The organism is Salmonella sp. 741265055_HSA (assembly GCF_046569525.1).
GTDB lineage: Bacteria > Pseudomonadota > Gammaproteobacteria > Enterobacterales > Enterobacteriaceae > Salmonella > Salmonella enterica.
Window position 1 is genome coordinate 41,891 of sequence record NZ_JBKFSQ010000026.1, and the last position, 21,043, is coordinate 62,933.

Here is a 21,043-nt window from a genome sequence, read left to right on the forward strand (position 1 = left end):
TTTGAATCGCCTTGTCGCCAGCAAAAAATAGCCAATGGCGCGTCGTTTTTTGCCGCCTGAACGCAATGATTTTGTGATGAATTTCAAAGAAGTGGCGGGAGAATAATGGGTCATGCAGGCCGGATAAGACGTTCACGCCGCCATCCGGCATTCATAGAGAGGCTAATCCTGACGCAGCACCTTGTGCCCGTACTCCAGTAGCGCGTCGGTCACTTTGCGCATCATCCGGCTTTCCGGGGCAAAGCGGTGCCAGTAAAGCATCCGGCGTTGTAACAAACCAGGCGTTAAGTTGATCAACTCGCCGCTTTCCAGCTCTTTCTCAATCTGCAGGTGAGGGATCATGCAGCAGGTCGTGCCCTGACGCGCAAGCTGTACAAACGCTTCGGATGAATTAACGATATGGCACGGCACGCTGCCGGGCGGTAGATCGAAATTCTGTTGCAAAAAGGCCTGATGCATATCATCCAGATGGTCGAACGCGACGGCGGGCGCTTTCAGCAGCGACGACCGGGTAACGCCATTGGGGAAATAGCGCTCGGCAAAAGGCTTTGACGCGACAAACAGATAGTCGAGCGCGCCCAGTTTGTCCACCAGGCAACTGGGCAGCGCCTGATGCTGAATACTCACCGCGCCCACCACCTCGCCGCGACGCAGACGTTCTTGCGTGCGCGTTTCATCTTCCACCTGTAAATTGAGACGGATAGGGGAGTCCGCCAGCACCGGTGCCAGCGCCGGAAGCAGCCAGGTCGCCAGACTGTCGGCGTTAACCGCCAGCGACAGCAGCAGCGGCGTAGAGCCGGTTTGTTCATCGCCCAGCCACTCTTCTTCCAGCAGTTCAACCTGACGCAGCAGAGCCAGTAATTTTTGCCCTTGCTCCGTGGGGCGAGGAGGAACGGTACGCACCAACAAAGGTTGTCCGAACATATTCTCAAGCTGTTTTATGCGCTGTGAGACGGCGGATTGTGTGATGCACAGCTTCTGGGCGGCGCGCTCGAATCCTCGTTCACGTATAACGGCATCCAGCGCCTGTAGTGTTCTGTAGTCCGGACGTTTCATTGTTGTGTCATGCTCCTGTTATTTTTTTCCGCACTATGACATAAATTTGCTGTCGGTACAGATGAAATCCGTAGCCTGTGTACGGACACGGAGATTTTTCCCGACAATGTTCTATAATGCGGCTGTATTTTCACACCACAGGCGAAACGATCTATGACGCAGGATGAACTGAAAAAAGCGGTAGGATGGGCGGCACTTCAGTATGTACAGCCCGGCACCATTGTGGGAGTTGGTACAGGCTCAACGGCCGCACACTTTATTGATGCGCTGGGCACAATGAAAGGCCAGATTGAAGGCGCGGTCTCCAGCTCGGACGCCTCGACTGAAAAACTCAAAGGCCTCGGTATTCATGTGTTTGATCTCAACGAAGTGGATAGTCTGGGCATCTATGTCGACGGCGCGGATGAAATCAACGGTCATATGCAGATGATCAAAGGCGGCGGCGCGGCATTAACCCGTGAGAAAATTATTGCTTCCGTGGCGGAGAAATTTATCTGTATTGCGGATGCCTCTAAACAGGTGGATATTCTTGGCAAATTCCCGTTGCCGGTCGAAGTGATTCCGATGGCGCGCAGCGCGGTCGCTCGTCAACTGGTGAAGCTGGGCGGGCGTCCGGAGTACCGTCAGAACGTGGTCACGGATAACGGCAACGTGATTCTGGATGTTTATGGGATGGAAATCCTTGATCCCATCGCGCTGGAAAACGCCATTAACGCGATTCCGGGCGTCGTGACCGTAGGGTTGTTCGCCAACCGTGGCGCCGATGTCGCACTGATCGGCACGCCGGACGGGGTGAAAACCATCGTAAAATGATCCCGCCAGGCGTATTTCCTGCCGCGTAAAAAATTCGGTCAGGGCAAATTTGGTGACATGTATCACGTTTAATCGTTTGCCCTGCCGATCCCTCCAAAGAAAAAGTTATTCCCGGTATTTTCATCTGCTATTTCCCGTTGTATGCGATTCCTTCACGACGCTGGCGTAAACGTTCATATTGCCGTGAAAATTTTTTTTGATATGTTGAAGGACGGATGCAAATCCACACACAACATCAGATGGCAAAAAAAGACAGGATCGGGGAAATGGCAAAGGTATCGCTGGAGAAAGATAAAATTAAATTTCTGCTGGTTGAAGGGGTGCATCAAAAGGCGCTGGAAAGCCTTCGTGCGGCAGGTTACACCAACATTGAATATCACAAGGGCGCGCTGGACGCTGAACAGTTGAAAGCGTCCATCCGCGATGCCCACTTCATCGGTCTGCGATCCCGTACTCATCTGACAGAAGAAGTGATTAACGCCGCAGAGAAGCTGGTGGCGATTGGCTGTTTTTGCATCGGCACCAACCAGGTGAATTTAAATGCGGCGGCAAAACGCGGTATTCCGGTCTTTAACGCGCCATTCTCGAATACCCGTTCCGTGGCGGAGCTGGTGATTGGCGAGCTGTTGCTGCTGCTGCGCGGCGTGCCGGAAGCGAACGCCAAAGCGCACCGCGGCGTATGGAATAAACTGGCGGCGGGATCGTTCGAAGCGCGCGGTAAAAAGCTTGGCATTATCGGTTACGGCCATATCGGAACGCAGTTGGGCATTCTGGCGGAATCGCTGGGGATGCATGTCTATTTCTATGATATTGAAAATAAACTGCCGCTCGGTAATGCAACTCAGGTGCAGCACCTGTCTGAATTGCTGAATATGAGCGATGTGGTCAGTCTGCACGTACCTGAAAACGCCTCCACCAAAAACATGATGGGCGCAAAAGAGATTGCCCTGATGAAGCCGGGTTCGCTGCTGATTAACGCCGCGCGCGGTACGGTGGTGGATATCCCGGCTTTGTGCGACGCGCTGGCGACGAAACATCTGGCGGGGGCGGCTATCGATGTCTTCCCGACGGAACCGGCCACTAATAGCGATCCGTTTACCTCTCCGCTGTGCGAATTCGATAACGTGATCCTGACGCCGCATATCGGCGGCTCGACGCAGGAGGCGCAAGAAAACATCGGTCTGGAAGTCGCAGGAAAACTGATTAAGTACTCGGATAACGGCTCGACGCTGTCCGCCGTGAACTTCCCGGAAGTGTCGCTGCCGCTGCACGGCGGTCGTCGCCTGATGCACATCCACGAAAACCGCCCGGGCGTATTGACCGCGCTTAACCAGATCTTTGCCGAGCAGGGCGTTAACATTGCCGCGCAGTATCTGCAAACCTCCGCCCGAATGGGGTATGTGGTAATTGATATAGAAGCCGATGGCGATGTGGCGGAGAAAGCGCTGCTGGCGATGAAGGCGATTCCGGGCACCATTCGCGCCCGTCTGCTGTACTAATTTCCTCTAAATGGGCAGGAGATGACCTGCCCATCCTTTCTCTGGTTTCCCTGCCTCAACATCTCTTCGTGTAACGCATACATTCTGTTTTCGAGCCTTGCCGCAATTGGTAATTAAAGGCAGCGTTGCGTGTTGTACAGCAATAAAAGGAATTTACGATAAGGGCTCAGCATAGCGCTGAAACGGGAAAGCCCCTGGCGAAGCAGGGGCTCTAAAAAGGAAAGGGACGATGATGAGATACGTCATCATGCTGCTGATCCTGTTAATCATCGCTACGCCAGCATATTAACAGAGAGTACGCAGGAGGGAGGTTCGCCTCCCTCGCCCTTCACCGAGAAATTTAGGTCAAAAAAACGACGCTGTCAATCGACAAAACACGGCTACCACTCCCAAATTTTTGACGGCGTCACCACCGCAGGCAGCGGGATATCCCACTCTTCAACCGGCAGCTTTTCTACTAACTGGCAATCATGCGCGTAGCCCACGGGCTGGATCTTATGCTGCTGCCAGTTTTGCAACGTACGGTCATAAAATCCGCCGCCCATGCCTAAACGCTGCCCGTCTTCGTCAAACGCGACTAACGGCGTTACCAGCACATCCAGCTTTGCCAGCGGCAATACGTCGCGGACATCAAGCCGTGGCTCCTGGATCTTTAAGCGGTTGGTCACCAGCGCACTCTGCGGATGATAGTGCAGGAACAGGAGGTTGCCAGGGCTGAAGGGATGAAGAACCGGAAGGTAGACGCGCTTGCCCGCTTGCCATAGCTGTTCTATCAGCGGCTGGGTGTCGAGTTCGCCATCAAAGGAGAGAAACACGGCGACAGTGTGCGCCATCACGACGGGAGGAAAGCTGAGCATTCGGGCGGCGGCCTGTTGACCAAAGCGGCGTTGCTGCTCTGGCGTTAGCGCACGGCGACGTTGCCGAATCATTCGGCGGATTTCTTGTCGTGATAAAGAGAGTTCGGGAAGTTGCGTCATGGCTGTTGCCAGTCAGAAGGGGAATCTCCGAGATGCCGCCGCAGGCTGTAACCCTTGAACCCTTGGTTCAAGGTGAATGTGTCGTCACAGTTTTAAGGCTTCTCGGACGAACCGAGCATGCTCACCAACCGCGGAGCGCCACATTCTTGTGGTATGAAATATCGGCTCAGGGGACTGGCCCGCTTGCAAACATCTCAGAGAAATTCTGTTTTCACAATCACTTTACCATAGTAAAGCGAAAAGTGTTATTCAAAGTTTTGGCCCGTTTTTTCGGTTATGCGACCTTGATCAAGCAACGCCTGTTCGATGGTCTGTTGTAGCATCCGAATACGTTGTTCCATGCTCGCCGCGTAATCGCGGGTCTTCGCTTTTTCCTGAGTTAACTCATAGCTGATATTCAATGCGGCAATGAAAACCAACTGCTCAGTATTTGTGACTCTAGTGCGAACTTTCAGATCTTGCAACCGCTGATTCAGATCGTCCGCAGCCTGATTCAACGCATCCCTTTGGTCAGGCGGGCAATTCACTCGCAGTGAACGGCCAAATATTTGGATATCGACGGGTTGTGCAGACATGCCACCTTCCTGCTGATTGACTGCGCTGCCTTCGTCTCCAGACCCAGGGTCCGCGAAGGGGCGACACTATAGCTACCCTGGTGTGAAGATACAAGCCCTATTCTGGTTCACCAGGGTCCAAAGTGGTAGCATATCATGAATATCCTCCCTTTGATGACGAATGCTTATGTCTATACAGAACGAAATGCCTGGTTACAACGAAATGAACCGGTTTTTGAATCAACAAGGGGCCGGTCTGACCCCGGCTGAAATGCATGGTTTAATCAGCGGGATGATTTGCGGCGGCAACAACGACAGCTCATGGCAGCCGCTGCTTCACGACCTGACGAACGAAGGTCTGGCCTTCGGGCATGAGCTTGCTCAGGCGCTGCGCAAAATGCACGCGGCGACCAGCGACGCGCTGGAAGACGACGGCTTTCTTTTTCAGCTTTATCTGCCTGAAGGCGACGATGTCAGCGTATTCGATCGCGCAGATGCATTAGCCGGGTGGGTTAACCACTTTTTGCTTGGCCTCGGCGTAACGCAGCCTAAACTTGATAAAGTCACCGGCGAAACGGGTGAAGCGATTGACGACCTGCGTAATATTGCGCAGCTTGGTTATGATGAGAGCGAAGATCAGGAAGAGCTGGAGATGTCGCTCGAAGAGATCATCGAATATGTCCGTGTTGCGGCGCTGTTATGTCATGACACTTTCACGCGCCAACAGCCGACCGCGCCGGAAGTGCGTAAACCGACGCTACACTAAGAAAAAACGAAATGGAGGCCATGTCATGACTCAGCAGGAATACCAACGCCGTCGCCAGGCATTACTGGCACAAATGCAGCCCGGCAGCGCCGCGCTGATCTTTGCCGCGCCGGAGGCGACGCGCAGCGCAGACAGTGAATATCCGTATCGCCAGAGTAGCGACTTCTGGTATTTCACCGGTTTTAACGAACCGGAAGCCGTGCTGGTACTGATTAAGAGTGATGACACCCACAACCACAGCGTTTTGTTCAACCGCGTTCGCGACCTGACGGCGGAAATCTGGTTTGGTCGCCGTTTAGGACAGGATGCCGCGCCGGAAAAACTGGGCGTTGACCGGGCGCTGGCGTTTAGCGAAATCAACCAGCAACTCTTTCAGTTGCTTAATGGTCTGGATGTGGTGTACCACGCGCAGGGCGAATATGCGTATGCCGACGAGATTGTTCTGGCTGCGCTGGAGAAGCTGCGTAAAGGCTCCCGCCAGAATCTGACCGCGCCGGCCACCATGACTGACTGGCGACCGATCGTCCATGAGATGCGCCTGTTCAAATCGCCGGAAGAGATTGCTGTCCTGCGCCGCGCCGGGGAAATTAGCGCGCTGGCGCATATCCGCGCGATGGAAAAATGCCGTCCGGGGATGTTTGAGTATCAGCTGGAAGGTGAAATTCACCACGAATTTAATCGCCACGGCGCGCGCTATCCCTCCTATAACACCATTGTCGGCAGCGGCGAAAATGGCTGTATCCTGCATTACACTGAAAACGAAAGTGAAATGCGCGACGGCGATTTAGTGCTTATCGACGCAGGCTGTGAATATAAAGGTTACGCGGGCGATATCACGCGTACTTTCCCGGTGAACGGGAAATTCACGCCAGCTCAGCGTGAAATTTATGACATCGTTCTGGAATCGCTGGAGACCAGCCTGCGACTGTTCCGTCCTGGCACCTCTATTCAGGAGGTGACCGGCGAAGTCGTGCGCATCATGATAACCGGGCTGGTGAAGCTGGGGATTTTGCAAGGAGAGGTTGATCAACTGATTGCCGAAAATGCGCATCGTCCTTTCTTTATGCATGGCTTGAGCCACTGGCTGGGGCTGGATGTTCATGATGTCGGCGTTTATGGGCCGGATCGCTCCCGCATCCTGGAGCCGGGCATGGTGCTGACCGTAGAGCCAGGCCTCTATATCGCGCCGGATGCCGACGTGCCGGAAGCGTATCGCGGCATTGGCGTTCGAATTGAAGATGACATTGTCATTACCGAAATCGGTAATGACAACCTGACCGCTGGCGTTGTGAAGAAGGCGGATGACATTGAGGCATTAATGGCGGCGGCGCGGCAGCAATGAGCGTCATTATCGTTGGCGGCGGCATGGCAGGCGCGACGCTGGCGCTGGCCATCTCTCAATTCAGTCATGGGACGTTGCCGGTACATCTGATTGAAGCGAAAGCGTCTGAAGCCGACGGTCATCCCGGCTTTGACGCCAGAGCGATTGCGCTGGCGGCGGGCACTTGCCAGCAACTGGCGCGAATTGGCGTTTGGCAGACGATTTCCGATTGCGCAACGGCAATCAACACCGTACACGTCAGCGATCGCGGTCATGCCGGATTTGTGACTCTCGACGCGCAGGATTACAGCCTGGCAGCGTTGGGTCACGTTGCGGAGCTGCATGATATCGGGCTGCGTCTGTTTGCGCTCTTGCGTAAAGCGCCGGGCGTTACGCTGCATTGCCCGGAGCGCGTAGCCAGCGTGTCGCGTACCCAGCAGCAGGTTAACGTCACTCTGGAAAACGGCAATGTGATAGCTGGCAGCGTTCTGGTGGCGGCTGACGGTACCCACTCCGCGCTGGCGTCAGCCTGCGGCGTTGACTGGCATCAGGAGCCTTACGAACAGTTAGCGGTGATAGCGAATGTCGCGACCGCTATCCCGCATCAGGGACGCGCCTTTGAACGTTTTACCCCCAATGGCCCGCTGGCGATGTTGCCGATGTCGCATGGCCGATGTTCGCTGGTTTGGTGTCACCCGCTCGACCAGCGCGATGAGGTGCTGAGCTGGTCCGACGCGCAGTTCTGTCACGCATTGCAGGCCGCGTTCGGCTGGCGGCTGGGGCGAATTACTCAGGCGGGGAAGCGCAGCGCGTATCCGCTTGCCCTTACTACGGCGGCAAAAGTGTTTACTCACCGGACTGTCGTGGTCGGCAATGCGGCGCAGACGTTGCATCCTATCGCCGGACAAGGGTTTAATCTCGGTCTGCGCGATGTCATGAGCCTGGCGGAAACGCTGGTCACAGCACAGGACGCGGGCGAGGATATTGGCGCCTGGCACGTGTTATCGCGCTATCAGCAGCGTCGTCAGGTTGACCGGGATACGACGATTGGCGTAACGAACGGTCTGGTCCATCTGTTTGCAAATCGTTGGGCGCCGCTGGTTATTGGGCGCAATATCGGTTTAATGGCGATGGAATTATTACCACCTGCGCGCGATGCGCTGGCACAGCGGACCTTAGGTTGGGTTGCGCGTTAAGCCGATCTGTAGGCCGGATAAGGCGTTTACGCCGCCATCCGGCATCGTGTTCGTAAAAATACCGGATGGCAGCTTCGCCTTATCCGGCCTACGGTTTTGATTGTTCCGGTTTCCAGGAGTAAATAGTGCAAAGTGTTGATGTAGCAATAGTTGGCGGAGGCATGGTGGGACTGGCTGTCGCCTGCGGCTTGCAGGGGAGCGGCTTGCGCGTTGCGGTACTGGATCACGTTGTCCCCCAGCCGTTGGCGAACGATGCGCCGCCTCAGCTTCGGGTGTCGGCGATTAATGCCGCCAGCGAAAAACTGCTTACCCGTCTTGGCGTATGGTCAAACATTGTGGCGCGACGGGCAAGTTGCTACCACGGTATGGAAGTCTGGGATAAAGACAGCTTTGGCCGTATTACGTTTGATGACGCAAGCATGGGATATAGCCATCTGGGGCATATTGTTGAAAACAGCGTCATTCACTACGCACTGTGGCAAAAAGCACAGCAAGCGGCGGATATCACCTTAATGGCGCCAGCGGAGTTAAAGCAGGTCGCCTGGGGGGAGAACGACGCCTTCCTGACGTTAAAAGACGGCGCGATGTTAACCGCGCGTCTGGTGATTGCCGCGGATGGTGCCAACTCCTGGCTGCGTAACAAAGCGGATATCCCCTTAACCTTCTGGGACTACCGTCACCATGCGCTGGTAGCGACTATCCGCACCGAAGAGCCGCACGGCGCGGTTGCTCGTCAGGTGTTTCATGGTGAAGGTATTCTGGCGTTTTTGCCGTTAAGCGATCCGCATCTGTGTTCCATTGTCTGGTCGCTTTCTCCGCAGGATGCGGAGCGTATGCAACAGAGCGGCGGCGAGGCGTTTAACCAGGCGTTGACTATCGCCTTCGATAATCGGCTGGGCTTATGCCGCCTGGAAAGCGAACGGCAGGTTTTTCCGCTGACGGGCCGCTATGCTCGCCAGTTTGCCGCGCATCGTCTGGCGTTGGTCGGCGATGCCGCGCACACCATCCATCCGCTGGCAGGGCAAGGCGTCAACCTCGGCTTTATGGACGCGGCCGAACTGGTGGACGATCTGCGCCGGCTTCAGCGCCAGGGCAAAGACATTGGTCAACATCTTTATCTTCGTCGTTATGAGCGTAGCCGTAAACATAGCGCGGCGATGATGCTTGCCGGGATGCAAGGGTTTCGTGACCTGTTTGCCGGCGAAAACCCGGCAAAAAAATTGCTGCGCGACATCGGACTGAAACTGGCGGACACGCTCCCTGGCGTCAAACCCCAACTGCTTCGCCAGGCGATGGGGCTAAACGACCTTCCGCAATGGCTTCGTTAAGCGTCTGACTGCACGCCGGCAAGAGTTTGAAACCCGTCACACTTTGCTTTCCCGGCTATCGCGCCGGGGGGCCTTCCTCGTTTGAAATAATCTAATTTCACCGCTTATTTCGCATTATATTTTCTAATGCCACTATTTTTGGCGAACGCGATTTTCGACATTTTTTCCGCATTTAATATTAATTTATGTTGTGGTAAATCGTATCAGCTTCCTTTTTATGGCGGTTATTTAGCGTAATAGTGGTTTTTTGTGCTGATGAGATTTTAGCGTTTTTTAGTCATAAGCTAATGTGATGGTAAATTCAACCTTATGGTTTAGCGCCTGGTTCGGTGGTAAGTTCAGGAGCAAGAGAACGTTTGCGTCGGCGCAGGAAAAAGGGCGTCGATGCCAGGTTTCGTGGCGAAGATTTCCCATGAAAATGGTTGTTAGCCCCCGCTAATTCAACGAGGAAAAGATGGCCCAACAGACGCCTTTGTACGAACAACACACGCTATGCGGCGCCCGCATGGTCGATTTTCATGGCTGGATGATGCCCCTGCATTACGGCTCTCAGCTTGATGAACACCACGCTGTGCGCACCGATGCCGGGATGTTTGATGTATCGCATATGACCATTGTCGATCTTCATGGCAGCCGCACCCGGGAGTTCTTGCGTTATCTGCTGGCAAACGACGTCGCGAAGCTAACGAAGACGGGTAAAGCCCTCTACTCCGGTATGCTTAACGCATCGGGCGGCGTGATTGATGACCTTATCGTCTACTACTTCACTGAAGATTTCTTCCGTCTCGTTGTTAACTCCGCCACCCGCGAAAAAGACCTCTCCTGGATTACCCAACACGCTGAACCTTATGCCATCGACATCACCGTTCGTAACGACCTGTCGCTGATTGCGGTACAGGGGCCGAATGCGCAGGAAAAAGCAGCAACGCTGTTTACTGACGAACAGCGCCATGCAGTAGAAGGTATGAAGCCGTTCTTCGGCGTTCAGGCGGGTGATCTGTTTATCGCCACCACCGGTTATACCGGCGAAGCGGGCTATGAAATCGCCATGCCGAATGAAAAAGCGGCGGATTTCTGGCGTGCGCTGGTGGAGGCGGGCGTGAAGCCGTGCGGTCTTGGCGCGCGCGACACGCTGCGTCTGGAAGCAGGCATGAACCTGTACGGTCAGGAGATGGATGAAGGTATCTCTCCGCTGGCGGCCAATATGGGATGGACTATCGCCTGGGAACCTGCTGACCGCGACTTTATTGGCCGTGAGGCGCTGGAGATGCAGCGTGAAAAAGGCCATGAGCAGCTTGTCGGTCTGGTGATGACCGAGAAAGGCGTATTGCGTAATGAACTGCCGGTGCGTTTTACCGATGCGCAGGGCAATCAGCAAGAAGGCATTATCACCAGCGGGACGTTTTCCCCAACGTTGGGCTATAGCATTGCGCTGGCGCGCGTTCCGGCGGGCATCGGCGAGACGGCGATTGTACAAATTCGTAACCGTGAAATGCCGGTAAAAGTGACTAAACCTGTTTTTGTGCGTAACGGCAAAGCCGTCGCGTGATTCATCCTTTTTTGGAGATTAATTGATGAGCAACGTACCCGCAGAACTGAAATACAGCAAAGAACACGAATGGCTGCGTAAAGAAGCGGATGGCACTTACACCGTTGGCATTACTGAACACGCTCAGGAGCTGTTGGGCGATATGGTTTTTGTTGATCTGCCGGAAGTCGGCGCGACCGTAAGCGCGGGCGACGACTGCGCCGTGGCGGAGTCCGTAAAAGCGGCGTCCGACATTTATGCGCCGGTAAGCGGCGAGATCGTGGCGGTAAACGATGCGCTGAGCGACTCCCCGGAGCTGGTGAACAGCGAACCGTATGCCGGTGGCTGGATCTTTAAAATCAAAGCCAGCGATGAAAGCGAACTTGAATCGCTGCTGGATGCCACTGCGTATGAAGCATTGTTAGAAGACGAATAATGTTGTGCCGGATGGCGCTAATGCTTATCCGGCCTACTCACTGCAACGCGAATGATTTTGCGTATTCGTTTTCGCACGCGTAGGCCCGGTAAGCGTCAGCGCCACCGGGCAACTGAGTTAGAGACAATCACGATTCACTGCACGTTTCAGGAACCATCGCCCATGACACAGACGTTAAGCCAGCTTGAAAACCGCGGCGCTTTCATTGAACGCCACATCGGACCGGACGCCGCACAGCAGCAAGAGATGCTGAATGCGGTTGGCGCCGAGTCGTTAAACGCGCTGACAGCTCAGATTGTGCCGAAAGACATTCAGCTCGCGACTCCGCCGCAGGTTGGCGAGGCGGCAACCGAATATGCCGCACTGGCGGAATTAAAAGCCATCGCCGGGCGTAACAAGCGCTTCACGTCCTACATTGGCATGGGCTACACCGCCGTGCAGCTACCGCCGGTTATCCTGCGCAACATGCTGGAAAATCCAGGCTGGTATACCGCCTACACTCCTTATCAGCCGGAAGTCTCTCAGGGGCGTCTGGAAGCGCTGCTCAACTTCCAACAGGTGACGCTGGATCTGACCGGACTGGACATGGCTTCCGCCTCTCTGTTGGATGAAGCGACCGCCGCCGCTGAAGCGATGGCGATGGCAAAGCGCGTCAGCAAACTGAAAAATGCCAACCGTTTCTTTGTCGCCTCTGATGTTCATCCGCAAACACTGGACGTCGTGCGTACTCGCGCCGAAACCTTTGGTTTTGACGTCATTGTGGATGACGCGGCGAAAGCACTGGATCACCAGGATGTGTTTGGCGTGCTGTTACAACAGGTAGGTACCACGGGCGAAATTCACGATTACAGCGCGCTGATTAGCGAACTCAAAGCCCGTAAAGTGATTGTCAGCGTCGCCGCCGACTTTATGGCGCTGGTGCTGCTGACGGCTCCGGGCAAACAGGGCGCGGACATTGTTTTCGGCTCTGCGCAACGCTTCGGCGTACCGATGGGGTACGGTGGCCCGCACGCGGCGTTCTTTGCCGCCAAAGACGAATTTAAACGCTCTATGCCAGGCCGTATTATCGGCGTCTCAAAAGATGCGGCGGGCAATACCGCACTGCGCATGGCGATGCAGACTCGCGAGCAGCATATCCGTCGTGAGAAAGCGAACTCCAATATTTGTACCTCGCAGGTACTGCTGGCTAACATCGCCAGTCTGTATGCCGTTTATCATGGTCCGGTTGGCCTGAAACGCATCGCTAATCGTATCCACCGCCTGACTGATATTCTGGCGGCCGGTCTGCAACAGAAAGGTCTGAAGCTGCGTCATGCGCATTACTTTGACACGCTGTGTGTTGAAGTGGCTGATAAAGCTGCGGTACTGGCGCGTGCGGAAGCGGCAGAGATCAACCTGCGCAGCGATATTCATAACGCGGTTGGTATTACGCTCGATGAAACCACCACCCGTGAGAATGTGGCACAGTTGTTCAATGTTTTGCTGGGCGACAGTCACGGTCTGAACATTGAAACACTGGATAAGGACGTGGCGCTTGATAGCCGCTCCATTCAGCAAAGTATGCTGCGCGACGATGCGATTCTGACGCATCCGGTATTTAACCGTTACCACAGCGAAACCGAGATGATGCGCTATATGCACTCGCTGGAGCGTAAAGATCTGGCGCTGAACCAGGCGATGATCCCGCTGGGTTCCTGCACCATGAAGCTGAACGCCGCTGCCGAGATGATTCCTATCACCTGGCCGGAATTCGCTGAACTGCATCCGTTCTGCCCGCCGGAGCAGGCGGAAGGATATCATCAGATGATTAGCCAGCTTTCTGACTGGCTGGTGAAACTCACCGGGTACGACGCCGTCTGTATGCAGCCTAACTCCGGCGCACAGGGGGAATACGCGGGGCTGCTGGCGATTCGTCACTATCACGAAAGCCGCAACGAAGGGCATCGCGATATCTGCCTGATCCCGGCCTCTGCTCACGGCACTAACCCTGCTTCTGCACATATGGCGGGAATGCAGGTGGTGGTGGTCGCCTGTGATAAGAACGGCAACATCGACCTGGACGATCTGCGGGCAAAAGCAGAACAATATGCTGCGAACCTTTCTTGCATCATGGTGACCTATCCGTCTACGCACGGCGTCTATGAAGAAACGATCCGTGACGTGTGTGACATCGTTCATCATTTCGGTGGTCAGGTTTACCTTGACGGCGCGAACATGAACGCCCAGGTCGGCATCACCTCACCGGGCTTTATTGGCGCGGACGTTTCGCATCTTAACCTGCATAAAACTTTCTGCATTCCGCACGGCGGCGGTGGCCCAGGCATGGGACCGATCGGCGTGAAAGCGCATCTGGCACCATTCGTACCGGGTCATAGCGTGGTGCAAATTGAAGGGATGCTCACCCGTCAGGGCGCGGTGTCTGCGGCGCCGTTCGGCAGCGCCTCCATTTTGCCGATTAGTTGGATGTACATCCGCATGATGGGCGCAGAAGGCCTGAAGCAGGCAAGTCAGGTCGCGATTCTTAACGCTAACTACATTGCCAGCCGTCTGAAAGACGCGTACCCGGTACTGTATACCGGTCGCGATGGCCGAGTGGCGCACGAATGTATTCTTGATATTCGCCCATTGAAAGAAGAAACCGGCATCAGCGAGCTGGATATTGCCAAGCGTCTGATCGACTATGGTTTCCATGCGCCGACGATGTCGTTCCCGGTCGCGGGCACGCTGATGGTAGAGCCGACGGAATCTGAAGGTAAGGCCGAGCTGGATCGCTTTATCAATGCGATGCTGGCGATTCGCGCGGAAATCGATCGCGTGAAAGCCGGTGAGTGGCCGCTGGAAGATAACCCGCTGGTGAACTCGCCGCACACCCAGAATGAGCTGGTAAGCGAGTGGAATCACGGTTATAGCCGCGAAATCGCTGTCTTCCCGGCAGGTGTGGCGAACAAATACTGGCCGACGGTGAAACGTCTGGATGATGTTTATGGCGACCGTAACCTGTTCTGCTCCTGCGTACCGATGAGCGACTACCAGTAATTCGGCATTAACAATCTGTAGGCCGGGTAAGGCGCAGCCGCCACCCGGCCATATTTACTACAGATTCTCGCCGTTGCTGGCGATCACCTCTTTGTACCAGTTGAAGCTTTTCTTACGCGAACGCGACATATCGCCCGTACCGTCATCGTGCTTGTTCACGTAGATGAAGCCGTAGCGCTTGCTGTACTGACCGGTGGTAAACGAGACGCAGTCGATGCAGCCCCACGGCGTGTAGCCCATGAGATCTACGCCATCCCAGGTCACTGCTTTCATCATCTCTTCAATATGGGCGCGTAGGTAGTCAATGCGATAGTCGTCGTTGATGCTGCCATCGTCTTCTACTTTGTCGTAAGCACCAAAACCGTTTTCGACAATAAACAGCGGCTTTTGATAGCGTTCGTACAGTTCACACAATGAATAACGCAGGCCCACCGGGTCAATCTGCCAGCCCCAGTCAGATGCTTTAACATAGGGGTTCGGTACGCTGCCTTCAAAACCGGAAATCGCATCGCCGCTACCGCCTTCGGCTTTGACCGCGTTGGTCATGTAATAACTGAAACCAAGATAATCGCAGGTGCCTTCGCGCAGCACTTCAAGATCGCCATCTTCCATTTTGATGTTAAATCCGCGGCGCTCCCACTCGTTCAACACATAAGACGGGTAATAGCCGCGTAGCTGGACGTCGGTAAAGACATAGCGTTCACGCATCGATTCCTGAGCAAACATCATATCTTCTGGTTTGCAGGAGAAGGGATACAGCGCGACCATCGCCAGCATACAGCCCACTTTCATCTGCGGGTTAATGCGACGTGCCGCTTTTACCGCCAGCGCGCTGGCGACAAACTGATGATGTAAGACCTGATACATGGTTTCTTCTGGATTCTCATGCTCGGTATACACCACGCCGGAACAGCAGTAGCCAAACAGCGGCGCGCGCCAGTTTCGCTGGTTGTTAATTTCGTTGAAGGTCATCCAGTATTTGACCTTATGTTTGTAGCGTTCAAACACGACTTCAGCAAAACGGACAAAGAAATCAACGACCTTACGATTGGTCCAGCCGCCGTAGTGCTGTACCAGATGTAATGGCATTTCAAAGTGGGAAAGGGTGATGACCGGTTCGATGTTGTATTTGAGCAATTCATCAAACATGTCGTCGTAGAATTTCAGACCGGCCTCGTTTGGCTGGGATTCGTCGCCATTCGGGAAGATACGCGTCCAGGCAATAGAGGTACGGAAGCATTTGAACCCCATTTCGGCGAAAAGACGGATGTCTTCTTTGTAATGTCCGTAAAAATCCACCGCTTCGTGGTTCGGATAGTATTTGCCAGCAACGACATCCTGGGTGATTTCGCGTGGCACGCCGTGTGCGCCGCCGGTTAGCACGTCGCAGATGCTGGGGCCTTTACCGCCTTTATTCCAGCCGCCTTCAACCTGGTGGGCGGCAACCGCGCCGCCCCATAAAAAATCTTTTGGCAAGGTGAGTTTTCTCATTGTTGCATAATCTCAATTTATTTAGAGCCTATCTCATTAGGGCTATTTTACTTGCCATTTTGGACCTGGACAGTGCTCAAAATCCTCACGTACTACGTGTACGCTCCGGTTTTTGCGCGCTGTCCGTGTCCAAACTGGCTGCGCCAATAACGCCTGCTGGGATAGGCTCTTAGTCTGTTATCATTCATTCTGCACCAAATGACATGTAAAGCGTACGCAAAATTCCATGGTGCTCGCGTGTCGGGGCAAGAACACATTCAGATCGTAACATCCACTTCAAGGGGCCATATTCAGGGGATAACCACATGCAGCCAAACGACATTACTTTCTTTCAACGTTTCCAGAATGACATTCTGGCAGGGCGTAAAACCATTACTATTCGTGATGCCTCCGAATCCCACTTTAAAGCAGGCGATGTGCTACGCGTGGGGCGGTTCGAAGATGATGGCTATTTTTGCACAATCGAAGTGACAGGAATGTCAACTGTGACGCTGGATACGCTGAACGAAAAACATGCGCAACAGGAAAATATGTCACTTGATGAGCTGAAACGGGTCATTGCCGAAATCTATCCCAACCAGACGCAATTTTATGTGATTGATTTTAAATGCCTTTGATAAATATGAACGCGTGTTAGTTGAGTTATTGTAATTAACTTATTGAATAATAAACAAAATTTAATTTTGCGAATTTATTTTAGCTAACATGTGTTCACTGGAACCATTCTCAGTTACGCTAGAGGCGCAGTTCATCGTTATGAACGTTTCTCCGGAGTAAGTTATGGTGCAAAAACCATTAATGACGCAGGGATATTCGCTGGCTGAGGAAATCGCCAACAGTATTAGCCACGGCATTGGATTGGTATTTGGTATTGTCGGCCTGGTGCTGTTGTTGGTTCAGGCGGTAGAGGCGAATGCGGGTATGACGGCTATCGCCAGCTACAGTTTATATGGCGGGAGCATGATCCTGCTTTTTCTTGCCTCAACGCTTTATCATGCCATTCCTCATCAGCGGGCAAAAATCTGGTTAAAGAAATTTGATCACTGCGCTATCTATCTGCTCATTGCCGGAACCTATACGCCATTTCTGCTGGTAGGTCTGGATTCGCCGCTGGCGCGCGGGCTAATGATTGTGATCTGGAGCCTGGCGCTACTCGGTATCCTCTTTAAGTTGACGATTGCGCACCGATTTAAAGTGCTTTCACTGGTTACGTATCTGGCAATGGGCTGGCTGTCGCTGATAGTGGTTTATCAGTTGGCGATTAAGCTGGCGATAGGCGGCGTGACGCTGCTGACGGTAGGTGGCGTCGTTTACTCTCTGGGCGTAATTTTCTATGTTTGCAAACGCATACCTTATAACCACGCCATCTGGCATGGCTTTGTGCTGGGCGGCAGCGTGTGCCACTTCCTGGCCATCTATTTGTATGTGGGACAGGCGTAACTCCCGGATGCCCGTGCCGGATGGCGGCACTGTCGCATCTTATCCGGCCTACGACAACAGCACGTGCGAGCCTGATGGCGTTGCGCTATCAGGCTATCCGGCTTTTAACGTTATATCACTCTTCCAGCGAGTAGGGCAGCGGGACGATATGCAGGGTGTTGGCATTGTCGCGAACGCGGAAGACGCTTTCGGCTTCTAAATCGTTATTCATGACGGCCTGAACCAGTAACTGACCATCGTCCAACTGCGTCGCCGCCAGAATAGCGCCCGTACGACGCCAGTTCTCGCCCATCTGTAGCTCCAGATCTTCTCCTGCTTCCGGTACCCGGCTGGCTTTGCCCGCCAGCAACCAAAGCGCGCGTTTATTGGCGCCGCGGAATTTTGCCCGTGCGACCATCTCCTGTCCGGTGTAGCAGCCTTTCTTGAAGCTGATGCCGCCCAGCGCCTGTAGGTTAGTCGCCTGGGGGATAAACTGACCGCTGTTCGCCGCGTCAATCACCGGAATGCCTGCTTCAATATCCAATGCCAGCCACTGTTGACTGTTATTCAGTTCGGCTTCGCCATGCAACTTCTCCGTTAACATGTTGACCGTCGCGACATCGGTGACAAGCAGGAATCGTTCCGCAGGATGTTCAAACCATAGCAGCGTGGAGGCGCCGTCTCTGACCACCTGATTTTCACTATCGGGCAGTACGCTAAAGACATTAGCCAGCGCCGCGCGGGCCTGAAAACCTGCCACGCCAAGCAATACGCGTTCGTCATCCGGTGCGATGACCACTTTGGAAAATACGGCGTACTTTTTCAGCTCCGTTAATTGCGCTTCACGCACGCTACGGCGTTCAATCCAGGCGAAACCGTCGCGCTCACGGAACAGGCGCAGAGTGCTCCACATCTTACCTTTAGCATCGCAGTGGGCGGCGAGAAGGTGTTGCTGTTCAGTCATTTGGCTTACGTCAGCGGTGACCTGGCCCTGAATATACTTTTCACTGTCTACGCCGGTAATGGTCGACAGCGCCCAGTCGTCAAGCGCGATCAGCGTCAGCGGCAGGCGGGCTGACGATGAAGGATGACGTGGTGGAAAGGAGATAAAAGCCATAAATAATGTCCTGGTTAGCTGCAACAATAATGGTTAATGGTAAAAGAGCCATCGGTCATTGCAAGTGCTTTAAATAGCCCATTGAGAGCGGATTGATCGTTTTGCGAGGCGGTATCCAAAACGGATGAACATATTGATTCCCAGCCTTTTATTTCGCGATCGCGTTCCAGATTACTGAGATTCCCGTAAAACAACGCCAAAAACACGTTACAATAGCCCGGTACTTCATTTTCGCGAGGCAGGAAGAACATGGATATTCACAATAAAGCACGTATTCACTGGGCATGTCGTCGCGGTATGCGCGAACTTGATATTTCCATCATGCCGTTTTTTGAACATGAGTACGATAGTTTAAGTGATGAAGAAAAGCGTATTTTTGTCCGTTTGTTGCAGAGTGATGACCCGGATTTATTTAACTGGTTAATGAATCACGGTAAACCGGCTGACGCTGAACTGGAACAGATGGTCCGACTCATTCAGACACGGAATCGGGAACGTGGTCCTGTGGCAATCTGATTTACGCGTCTCATGGCGCGCTCAGTGGATCTCATTGCTCATTCATGGGCTGGTTGCCGCGGTGATTTTATTGATGCCCTGGCCGCTGAGTTATACCCCGTTATGGATGATACTACTGTCGCTGGTCGTGTTTGACTGTGTACGTAGCCAGCGCAGGATTAATACCTGCCAGGGAGAGATCAAGCTACTCATGGACGGGCGCTTACGCTGGCAGGGGCAGGACTGGACGCTCTTGCGTCCGCCCTGGTTACTGAAGAGCGGGATGGTGTTGCGTTTACGCGCAGAGTCTGGACGTCATCAGCATTTATGGCTGGCGGCGGATAGCATGGAAGAAGCGGAATGGCGTGAGTTGCGTCGGATACTGTTACAGCAGCCGATATCAGGCCAACACTGACGGAACGGCGCAAACGCGGTTCCGTCGAGAGGGAAATACAGCGAGTAAGGCTTCAGGCGTAGTGTTCGGCCATTTCGCCGAGAATTTGTTCACACCAGGTCTGTATACGCTCATCGCTGAGATCGTACTGGTTCGTTTCATCCAGCGCCAGGCCGACAAACAGTTGCCCATCCGCAATGACCGGTTTATTGCTGGTAAATTCGTAGCCTTCTGTGGGCCAGTAGCCGACAAATTTAACGCCTTTGAGGGCAAGTTTGTCATGCAACATACCCAGCGCATCCAGGAACCACTCACCGTAGCCGAGCTGGTCGCCCATACCGTAAAGCGCAACGATTTTGCCTTCCAGATTGAGATCGTCCAGTTGCTCCCAGACGGCTTCCCAGTCCTCCTGAATTTCGCCAAAATCCCAGGTGGGGATGCCTAAAATGAGCACGTCGTACTGCTCCATTAAGGCGGGGGCGTCATCCTTGAGGTTATGTAATGTCACCAGCTCCGGGCCGAGGATATCGCGAATTTTCTCTGCGGCCATCTCGGTGTAGCACGTGCTGGAACCGTAAAAAAGACCCATGTTCATTACGTTACATCTCGATTCTGCTATAGCGTTGCGGGTAGTGTAACAGAATCACTGCATTCACGGCACAATGAGGCATAATGCACCAAAAGTCAGCGTGAAGTAGGGAGCGCGAATGGAACAGGATTTAGCGCGTATTGAGCAGTTTCTGGATGCCCTGTGGCTGGAACGAAATCTGGCGGAAAATACATTAAGCGCGTATCGTCGCGATTTATCGATGGTCGTTGCGTGGTTGCATCATCGCGGAAAAACGCTTGCGACGGCGCAGGCTGATGATTTACAAACGCTGCTGGCTGAACGGGTGGAGGGCGGATACAAAGCGACCAGCTCCGCACGCCTGTTAAGCGCTATGCGGCGCTTTTTCCAGCATCTGTACCGTGAAAAGTATCGTGAGGATGATCCGAGCGCGCAGTTGGCCTCGCCTAAGCTTCCGCAGCGTTTACCGAAAGACCTTAGCGAGGCGCAGGTTGAGCGGCTCTTGCAGGCGCCGCTTATTGATCAACCTTTGGAGTTGCGCGATAAAGCTATGCTGGAAGTGCTGTATGCCACCGGTTTGCGCGTGTCGGAACTGGTGGGGCTGACAATGAGCGATATCAGTCTGCGGCAGGGCGTGGTGCGGGTTATCGGTAAAGGCAATAAAGAGCGGTTGGTGCCGTTAGGTGAAGAGGCGGTATATTGGCTGGAAACGTATCTGGAGCATGGGCGTCCCTGGTTACTTAATGGCGTATCGATTGACGTATTATTCCCCAGCCAGCGTGCGCAGCAGATGACGCGGCAGACCTTCTGGCACCGTATTAAACATTATGCGGTACTGGCTGGAATCGATAGCGAAAAACTATCGCCGCATGTTTTACGTCACGCTTTCGCCACGCATTTGCTGAATCACGGTGCCGACTTGCGCGTTGTACAAATGCTACTTGGGCATAGCGATCTTTCGACGACACAAATTTATACGCATGTCGCAACGGAGCGTTTGCGTCAACTTCATCAACAGCACCATCCGCGGGCATGAGTGCTGACAGGAA

Annotated in this window: 20 protein-coding genes and 1 other RNA gene; 14 read left to right on the plus strand and 7 right to left on the minus strand. The window is 53.9% G+C overall.

From position 1 onward, the window contains the following. Positions 1 to 162: 162 nt before the first annotated feature. Positions 163 to 1,056, minus strand: a complete 894-nt coding sequence (gene argP / locus ACLD4K_RS15070; RefSeq protein WP_000828345.1) for a DNA-binding transcriptional regulator ArgP — start codon at positions 1,054 to 1,056, stop codon at positions 163 to 165. A gap of 153 nt (positions 1,057 to 1,209) precedes the next feature. Between argP and rpiA the strand changes: the two genes are divergently transcribed. Continuing rightward, positions 1,210 to 1,869 carry a ribose-5-phosphate isomerase RpiA gene (gene rpiA, locus ACLD4K_RS15075; protein ID WP_000189741.1) on the plus strand — a complete coding sequence of 220 codons (660 nt, stop codon included), beginning with the start codon at positions 1,210 to 1,212 and terminating at the stop codon, positions 1,867 to 1,869. A gap of 266 nt (positions 1,870 to 2,135) precedes the next feature. Beyond that, entirely contained in the window at positions 2,136 to 3,368 is a 1,233-nt protein-coding gene (gene serA, locus ACLD4K_RS15080; RefSeq protein ID WP_001151631.1) for a phosphoglycerate dehydrogenase, read from the plus strand. 380 nt (positions 3,369 to 3,748) lie between these two features. Here the strand turns inward: serA and ACLD4K_RS15085 are convergent, their stop codons facing one another. The 3 genes from ACLD4K_RS15085 to zapA form a co-directional block, all read right to left on the minus strand. After that, on the minus strand, positions 3,749 to 4,345 hold the full coding sequence (locus tag ACLD4K_RS15085) for a 5-formyltetrahydrofolate cyclo-ligase (RefSeq protein WP_001519554.1): 597 nt from the start codon (positions 4,343 to 4,345) through the stop codon (positions 3,749 to 3,751). Positions 4,346 to 4,365: 20 nt separating this feature from the next. Beyond that, a non-coding RNA gene (gene ssrS / locus ACLD4K_RS15090) (6S RNA) lies at positions 4,366 to 4,549 on the minus strand. 41 nt (positions 4,550 to 4,590) lie between these two features. After that, positions 4,591 to 4,920 (minus strand): cell division protein ZapA, encoded by a 330-nt coding sequence (zapA, locus tag ACLD4K_RS15095; RefSeq protein ID WP_001276011.1) that lies wholly within the window; start codon positions 4,918 to 4,920, stop codon positions 4,591 to 4,593. 166 nt (positions 4,921 to 5,086) lie between these two features. Between zapA and ACLD4K_RS15100 the strand changes: the two genes are divergently transcribed. From ACLD4K_RS15100 to gcvP, 7 genes are all read left to right on the plus strand, one after another. Then, a complete protein-coding gene (locus ACLD4K_RS15100; RefSeq protein ID WP_000027236.1) occupies positions 5,087 to 5,665 on the plus strand; it encodes a YecA family protein in 579 nt (192 codons plus the stop codon). 25 nt (positions 5,666 to 5,690) lie between these two features. Beyond that, a complete protein-coding gene (pepP, locus tag ACLD4K_RS15105; protein ID WP_411012084.1) occupies positions 5,691 to 7,007 on the plus strand; it encodes a Xaa-Pro aminopeptidase in 1,317 nt (438 codons plus the stop codon). Continuing rightward, a complete protein-coding gene (gene ubiH / locus ACLD4K_RS15110) occupies positions 7,004 to 8,182 on the plus strand; it encodes a 2-octaprenyl-6-methoxyphenyl hydroxylase (protein ID WP_411012085.1) in 1,179 nt (392 codons plus the stop codon). Before pepP ends, ubiH begins: the two co-directional genes overlap by 4 nt. Before the next feature lie 125 nt (positions 8,183 to 8,307). Further along, positions 8,308 to 9,510, plus strand: a complete 1,203-nt coding sequence (ubiI, locus tag ACLD4K_RS15115; RefSeq protein WP_411012086.1) for an FAD-dependent 2-octaprenylphenol hydroxylase — start codon at positions 8,308 to 8,310, stop codon at positions 9,508 to 9,510. 454 nt (positions 9,511 to 9,964) lie between these two features. Further along, positions 9,965 to 11,059, plus strand: a complete 1,095-nt coding sequence (gene gcvT / locus ACLD4K_RS15120) for a glycine cleavage system aminomethyltransferase GcvT (RefSeq protein ID WP_411012087.1) — start codon at positions 9,965 to 9,967, stop codon at positions 11,057 to 11,059. A 25-nt stretch (positions 11,060 to 11,084) separates the two neighbouring features. After that, on the plus strand, positions 11,085 to 11,474 hold the full coding sequence (gene gcvH, locus ACLD4K_RS15125) for a glycine cleavage system protein GcvH (RefSeq protein ID WP_001295377.1): 390 nt from the start codon (positions 11,085 to 11,087) through the stop codon (positions 11,472 to 11,474). A gap of 162 nt (positions 11,475 to 11,636) precedes the next feature. After that, positions 11,637 to 14,510 (plus strand): aminomethyl-transferring glycine dehydrogenase, encoded by a 2,874-nt coding sequence (gcvP, locus tag ACLD4K_RS15130; protein WP_411012088.1) that lies wholly within the window; start codon positions 11,637 to 11,639, stop codon positions 14,508 to 14,510. 57 nt (positions 14,511 to 14,567) lie between these two features. Here the strand turns inward: gcvP and bglA are convergent, their stop codons facing one another. Then, positions 14,568 to 16,001, minus strand: coding sequence for a 6-phospho-beta-glucosidase BglA (gene bglA / locus ACLD4K_RS15135; protein ID WP_411012089.1), 1,434 nt, complete (start codon positions 15,999 to 16,001; stop codon positions 14,568 to 14,570). A 305-nt stretch (positions 16,002 to 16,306) separates the two neighbouring features. On the opposite strand from bglA, the gene yqfB reads away from it, so the two are divergent. Both yqfB and trhA read left to right on the plus strand, forming a co-directional pair. Further along, positions 16,307 to 16,618 (plus strand): N(4)-acetylcytidine aminohydrolase, encoded by a 312-nt coding sequence (gene yqfB / locus ACLD4K_RS15140; RefSeq protein WP_111751612.1) that lies wholly within the window; start codon positions 16,307 to 16,309, stop codon positions 16,616 to 16,618. Positions 16,619 to 16,781: 163 nt separating this feature from the next. Further along, positions 16,782 to 17,441 carry a PAQR family membrane homeostasis protein TrhA gene (gene trhA / locus ACLD4K_RS15145; RefSeq protein ID WP_411012090.1) on the plus strand — a complete coding sequence of 220 codons (660 nt, stop codon included), beginning with the start codon at positions 16,782 to 16,784 and terminating at the stop codon, positions 17,439 to 17,441. A 115-nt stretch (positions 17,442 to 17,556) separates the two neighbouring features. Here trhA and ygfZ read toward each other — a convergent pair whose 3' ends face one another. After that, positions 17,557 to 18,537, minus strand: a complete 981-nt coding sequence (gene ygfZ / locus ACLD4K_RS15150; protein WP_411012091.1) for a tRNA-modifying protein YgfZ — start codon at positions 18,535 to 18,537, stop codon at positions 17,557 to 17,559. A 249-nt stretch (positions 18,538 to 18,786) separates the two neighbouring features. Between ygfZ and sdhE the strand changes: the two genes are divergently transcribed. Both sdhE and ACLD4K_RS15160 read left to right on the plus strand, forming a co-directional pair. Continuing rightward, positions 18,787 to 19,053, plus strand: coding sequence for an FAD assembly factor SdhE (gene sdhE, locus ACLD4K_RS15155; RefSeq protein WP_000351186.1), 267 nt, complete (start codon positions 18,787 to 18,789; stop codon positions 19,051 to 19,053). Continuing rightward, on the plus strand, positions 19,034 to 19,447 hold the full coding sequence (locus tag ACLD4K_RS15160; protein ID WP_000244756.1) for a protein YgfX: 414 nt from the start codon (positions 19,034 to 19,036) through the stop codon (positions 19,445 to 19,447). The genes sdhE and ACLD4K_RS15160 overlap by 20 nt, the downstream gene beginning before the upstream one ends. Before the next feature lie 52 nt (positions 19,448 to 19,499). On the opposite strand, the gene fldB is transcribed toward ACLD4K_RS15160, so the two are convergent. Continuing rightward, complete coding sequence (gene fldB / locus ACLD4K_RS15165; RefSeq protein ID WP_001055885.1) at positions 19,500 to 20,021, minus strand: flavodoxin FldB; 522 nt, start codon at positions 20,019 to 20,021, stop codon at positions 19,500 to 19,502. A gap of 112 nt (positions 20,022 to 20,133) precedes the next feature. Between fldB and xerD the strand changes: the two genes are divergently transcribed. After that, a complete protein-coding gene (gene xerD / locus ACLD4K_RS15170) occupies positions 20,134 to 21,030 on the plus strand; it encodes a site-specific tyrosine recombinase XerD (protein ID WP_000434302.1) in 897 nt (298 codons plus the stop codon). The last annotated feature ends 13 nt before the right edge of the window (positions 21,031 to 21,043 follow it).

Coding starts and splice junctions, on each gene's coding strand:
- argP (WP_000828345.1), bottom strand. CDS start 1,056: ATGAAACGTCCGGACTACAGAACACTACAGGCGCTGGATGCCGTTATA.
- rpiA (WP_000189741.1), top strand. CDS start 1,210: ATGACGCAGGATGAACTGAAAAAAGCGGTAGGATGGGCGGCACTTCAG.
- serA (WP_001151631.1), top strand. CDS start 2,136: ATGGCAAAGGTATCGCTGGAGAAAGATAAAATTAAATTTCTGCTGGTT.
- ACLD4K_RS15085 (WP_001519554.1), bottom strand. CDS start 4,345: ATGACGCAACTTCCCGAACTCTCTTTATCACGACAAGAAATCCGCCGA.
- zapA (WP_001276011.1), bottom strand. CDS start 4,920: ATGTCTGCACAACCCGTCGATATCCAAATATTTGGCCGTTCACTGCGA.
- ACLD4K_RS15100 (WP_000027236.1), top strand. CDS start 5,087: ATGTCTATACAGAACGAAATGCCTGGTTACAACGAAATGAACCGGTTT.
- pepP (WP_411012084.1), top strand. CDS start 5,691: ATGACTCAGCAGGAATACCAACGCCGTCGCCAGGCATTACTGGCACAA.
- ubiH (WP_411012085.1), top strand. CDS start 7,004: ATGAGCGTCATTATCGTTGGCGGCGGCATGGCAGGCGCGACGCTGGCG.
- gcvT (WP_411012087.1), top strand. CDS start 9,965: ATGGCCCAACAGACGCCTTTGTACGAACAACACACGCTATGCGGCGCC.
- gcvH (WP_001295377.1), top strand. CDS start 11,085: ATGAGCAACGTACCCGCAGAACTGAAATACAGCAAAGAACACGAATGG.
- gcvP (WP_411012088.1), top strand. CDS start 11,637: ATGACACAGACGTTAAGCCAGCTTGAAAACCGCGGCGCTTTCATTGAA.
- bglA (WP_411012089.1), bottom strand. CDS start 16,001: ATGAGAAAACTCACCTTGCCAAAAGATTTTTTATGGGGCGGCGCGGTT.
- yqfB (WP_111751612.1), top strand. CDS start 16,307: ATGCAGCCAAACGACATTACTTTCTTTCAACGTTTCCAGAATGACATT.
- trhA (WP_411012090.1), top strand. CDS start 16,782: ATGGTGCAAAAACCATTAATGACGCAGGGATATTCGCTGGCTGAGGAA.
- ygfZ (WP_411012091.1), bottom strand. CDS start 18,537: ATGGCTTTTATCTCCTTTCCACCACGTCATCCTTCATCGTCAGCCCGC.
- sdhE (WP_000351186.1), top strand. CDS start 18,787: ATGGATATTCACAATAAAGCACGTATTCACTGGGCATGTCGTCGCGGT.
- fldB (WP_001055885.1), bottom strand. CDS start 20,021: ATGAACATGGGTCTTTTTTACGGTTCCAGCACGTGCTACACCGAGATG.
- xerD (WP_000434302.1), top strand. CDS start 20,134: ATGGAACAGGATTTAGCGCGTATTGAGCAGTTTCTGGATGCCCTGTGG.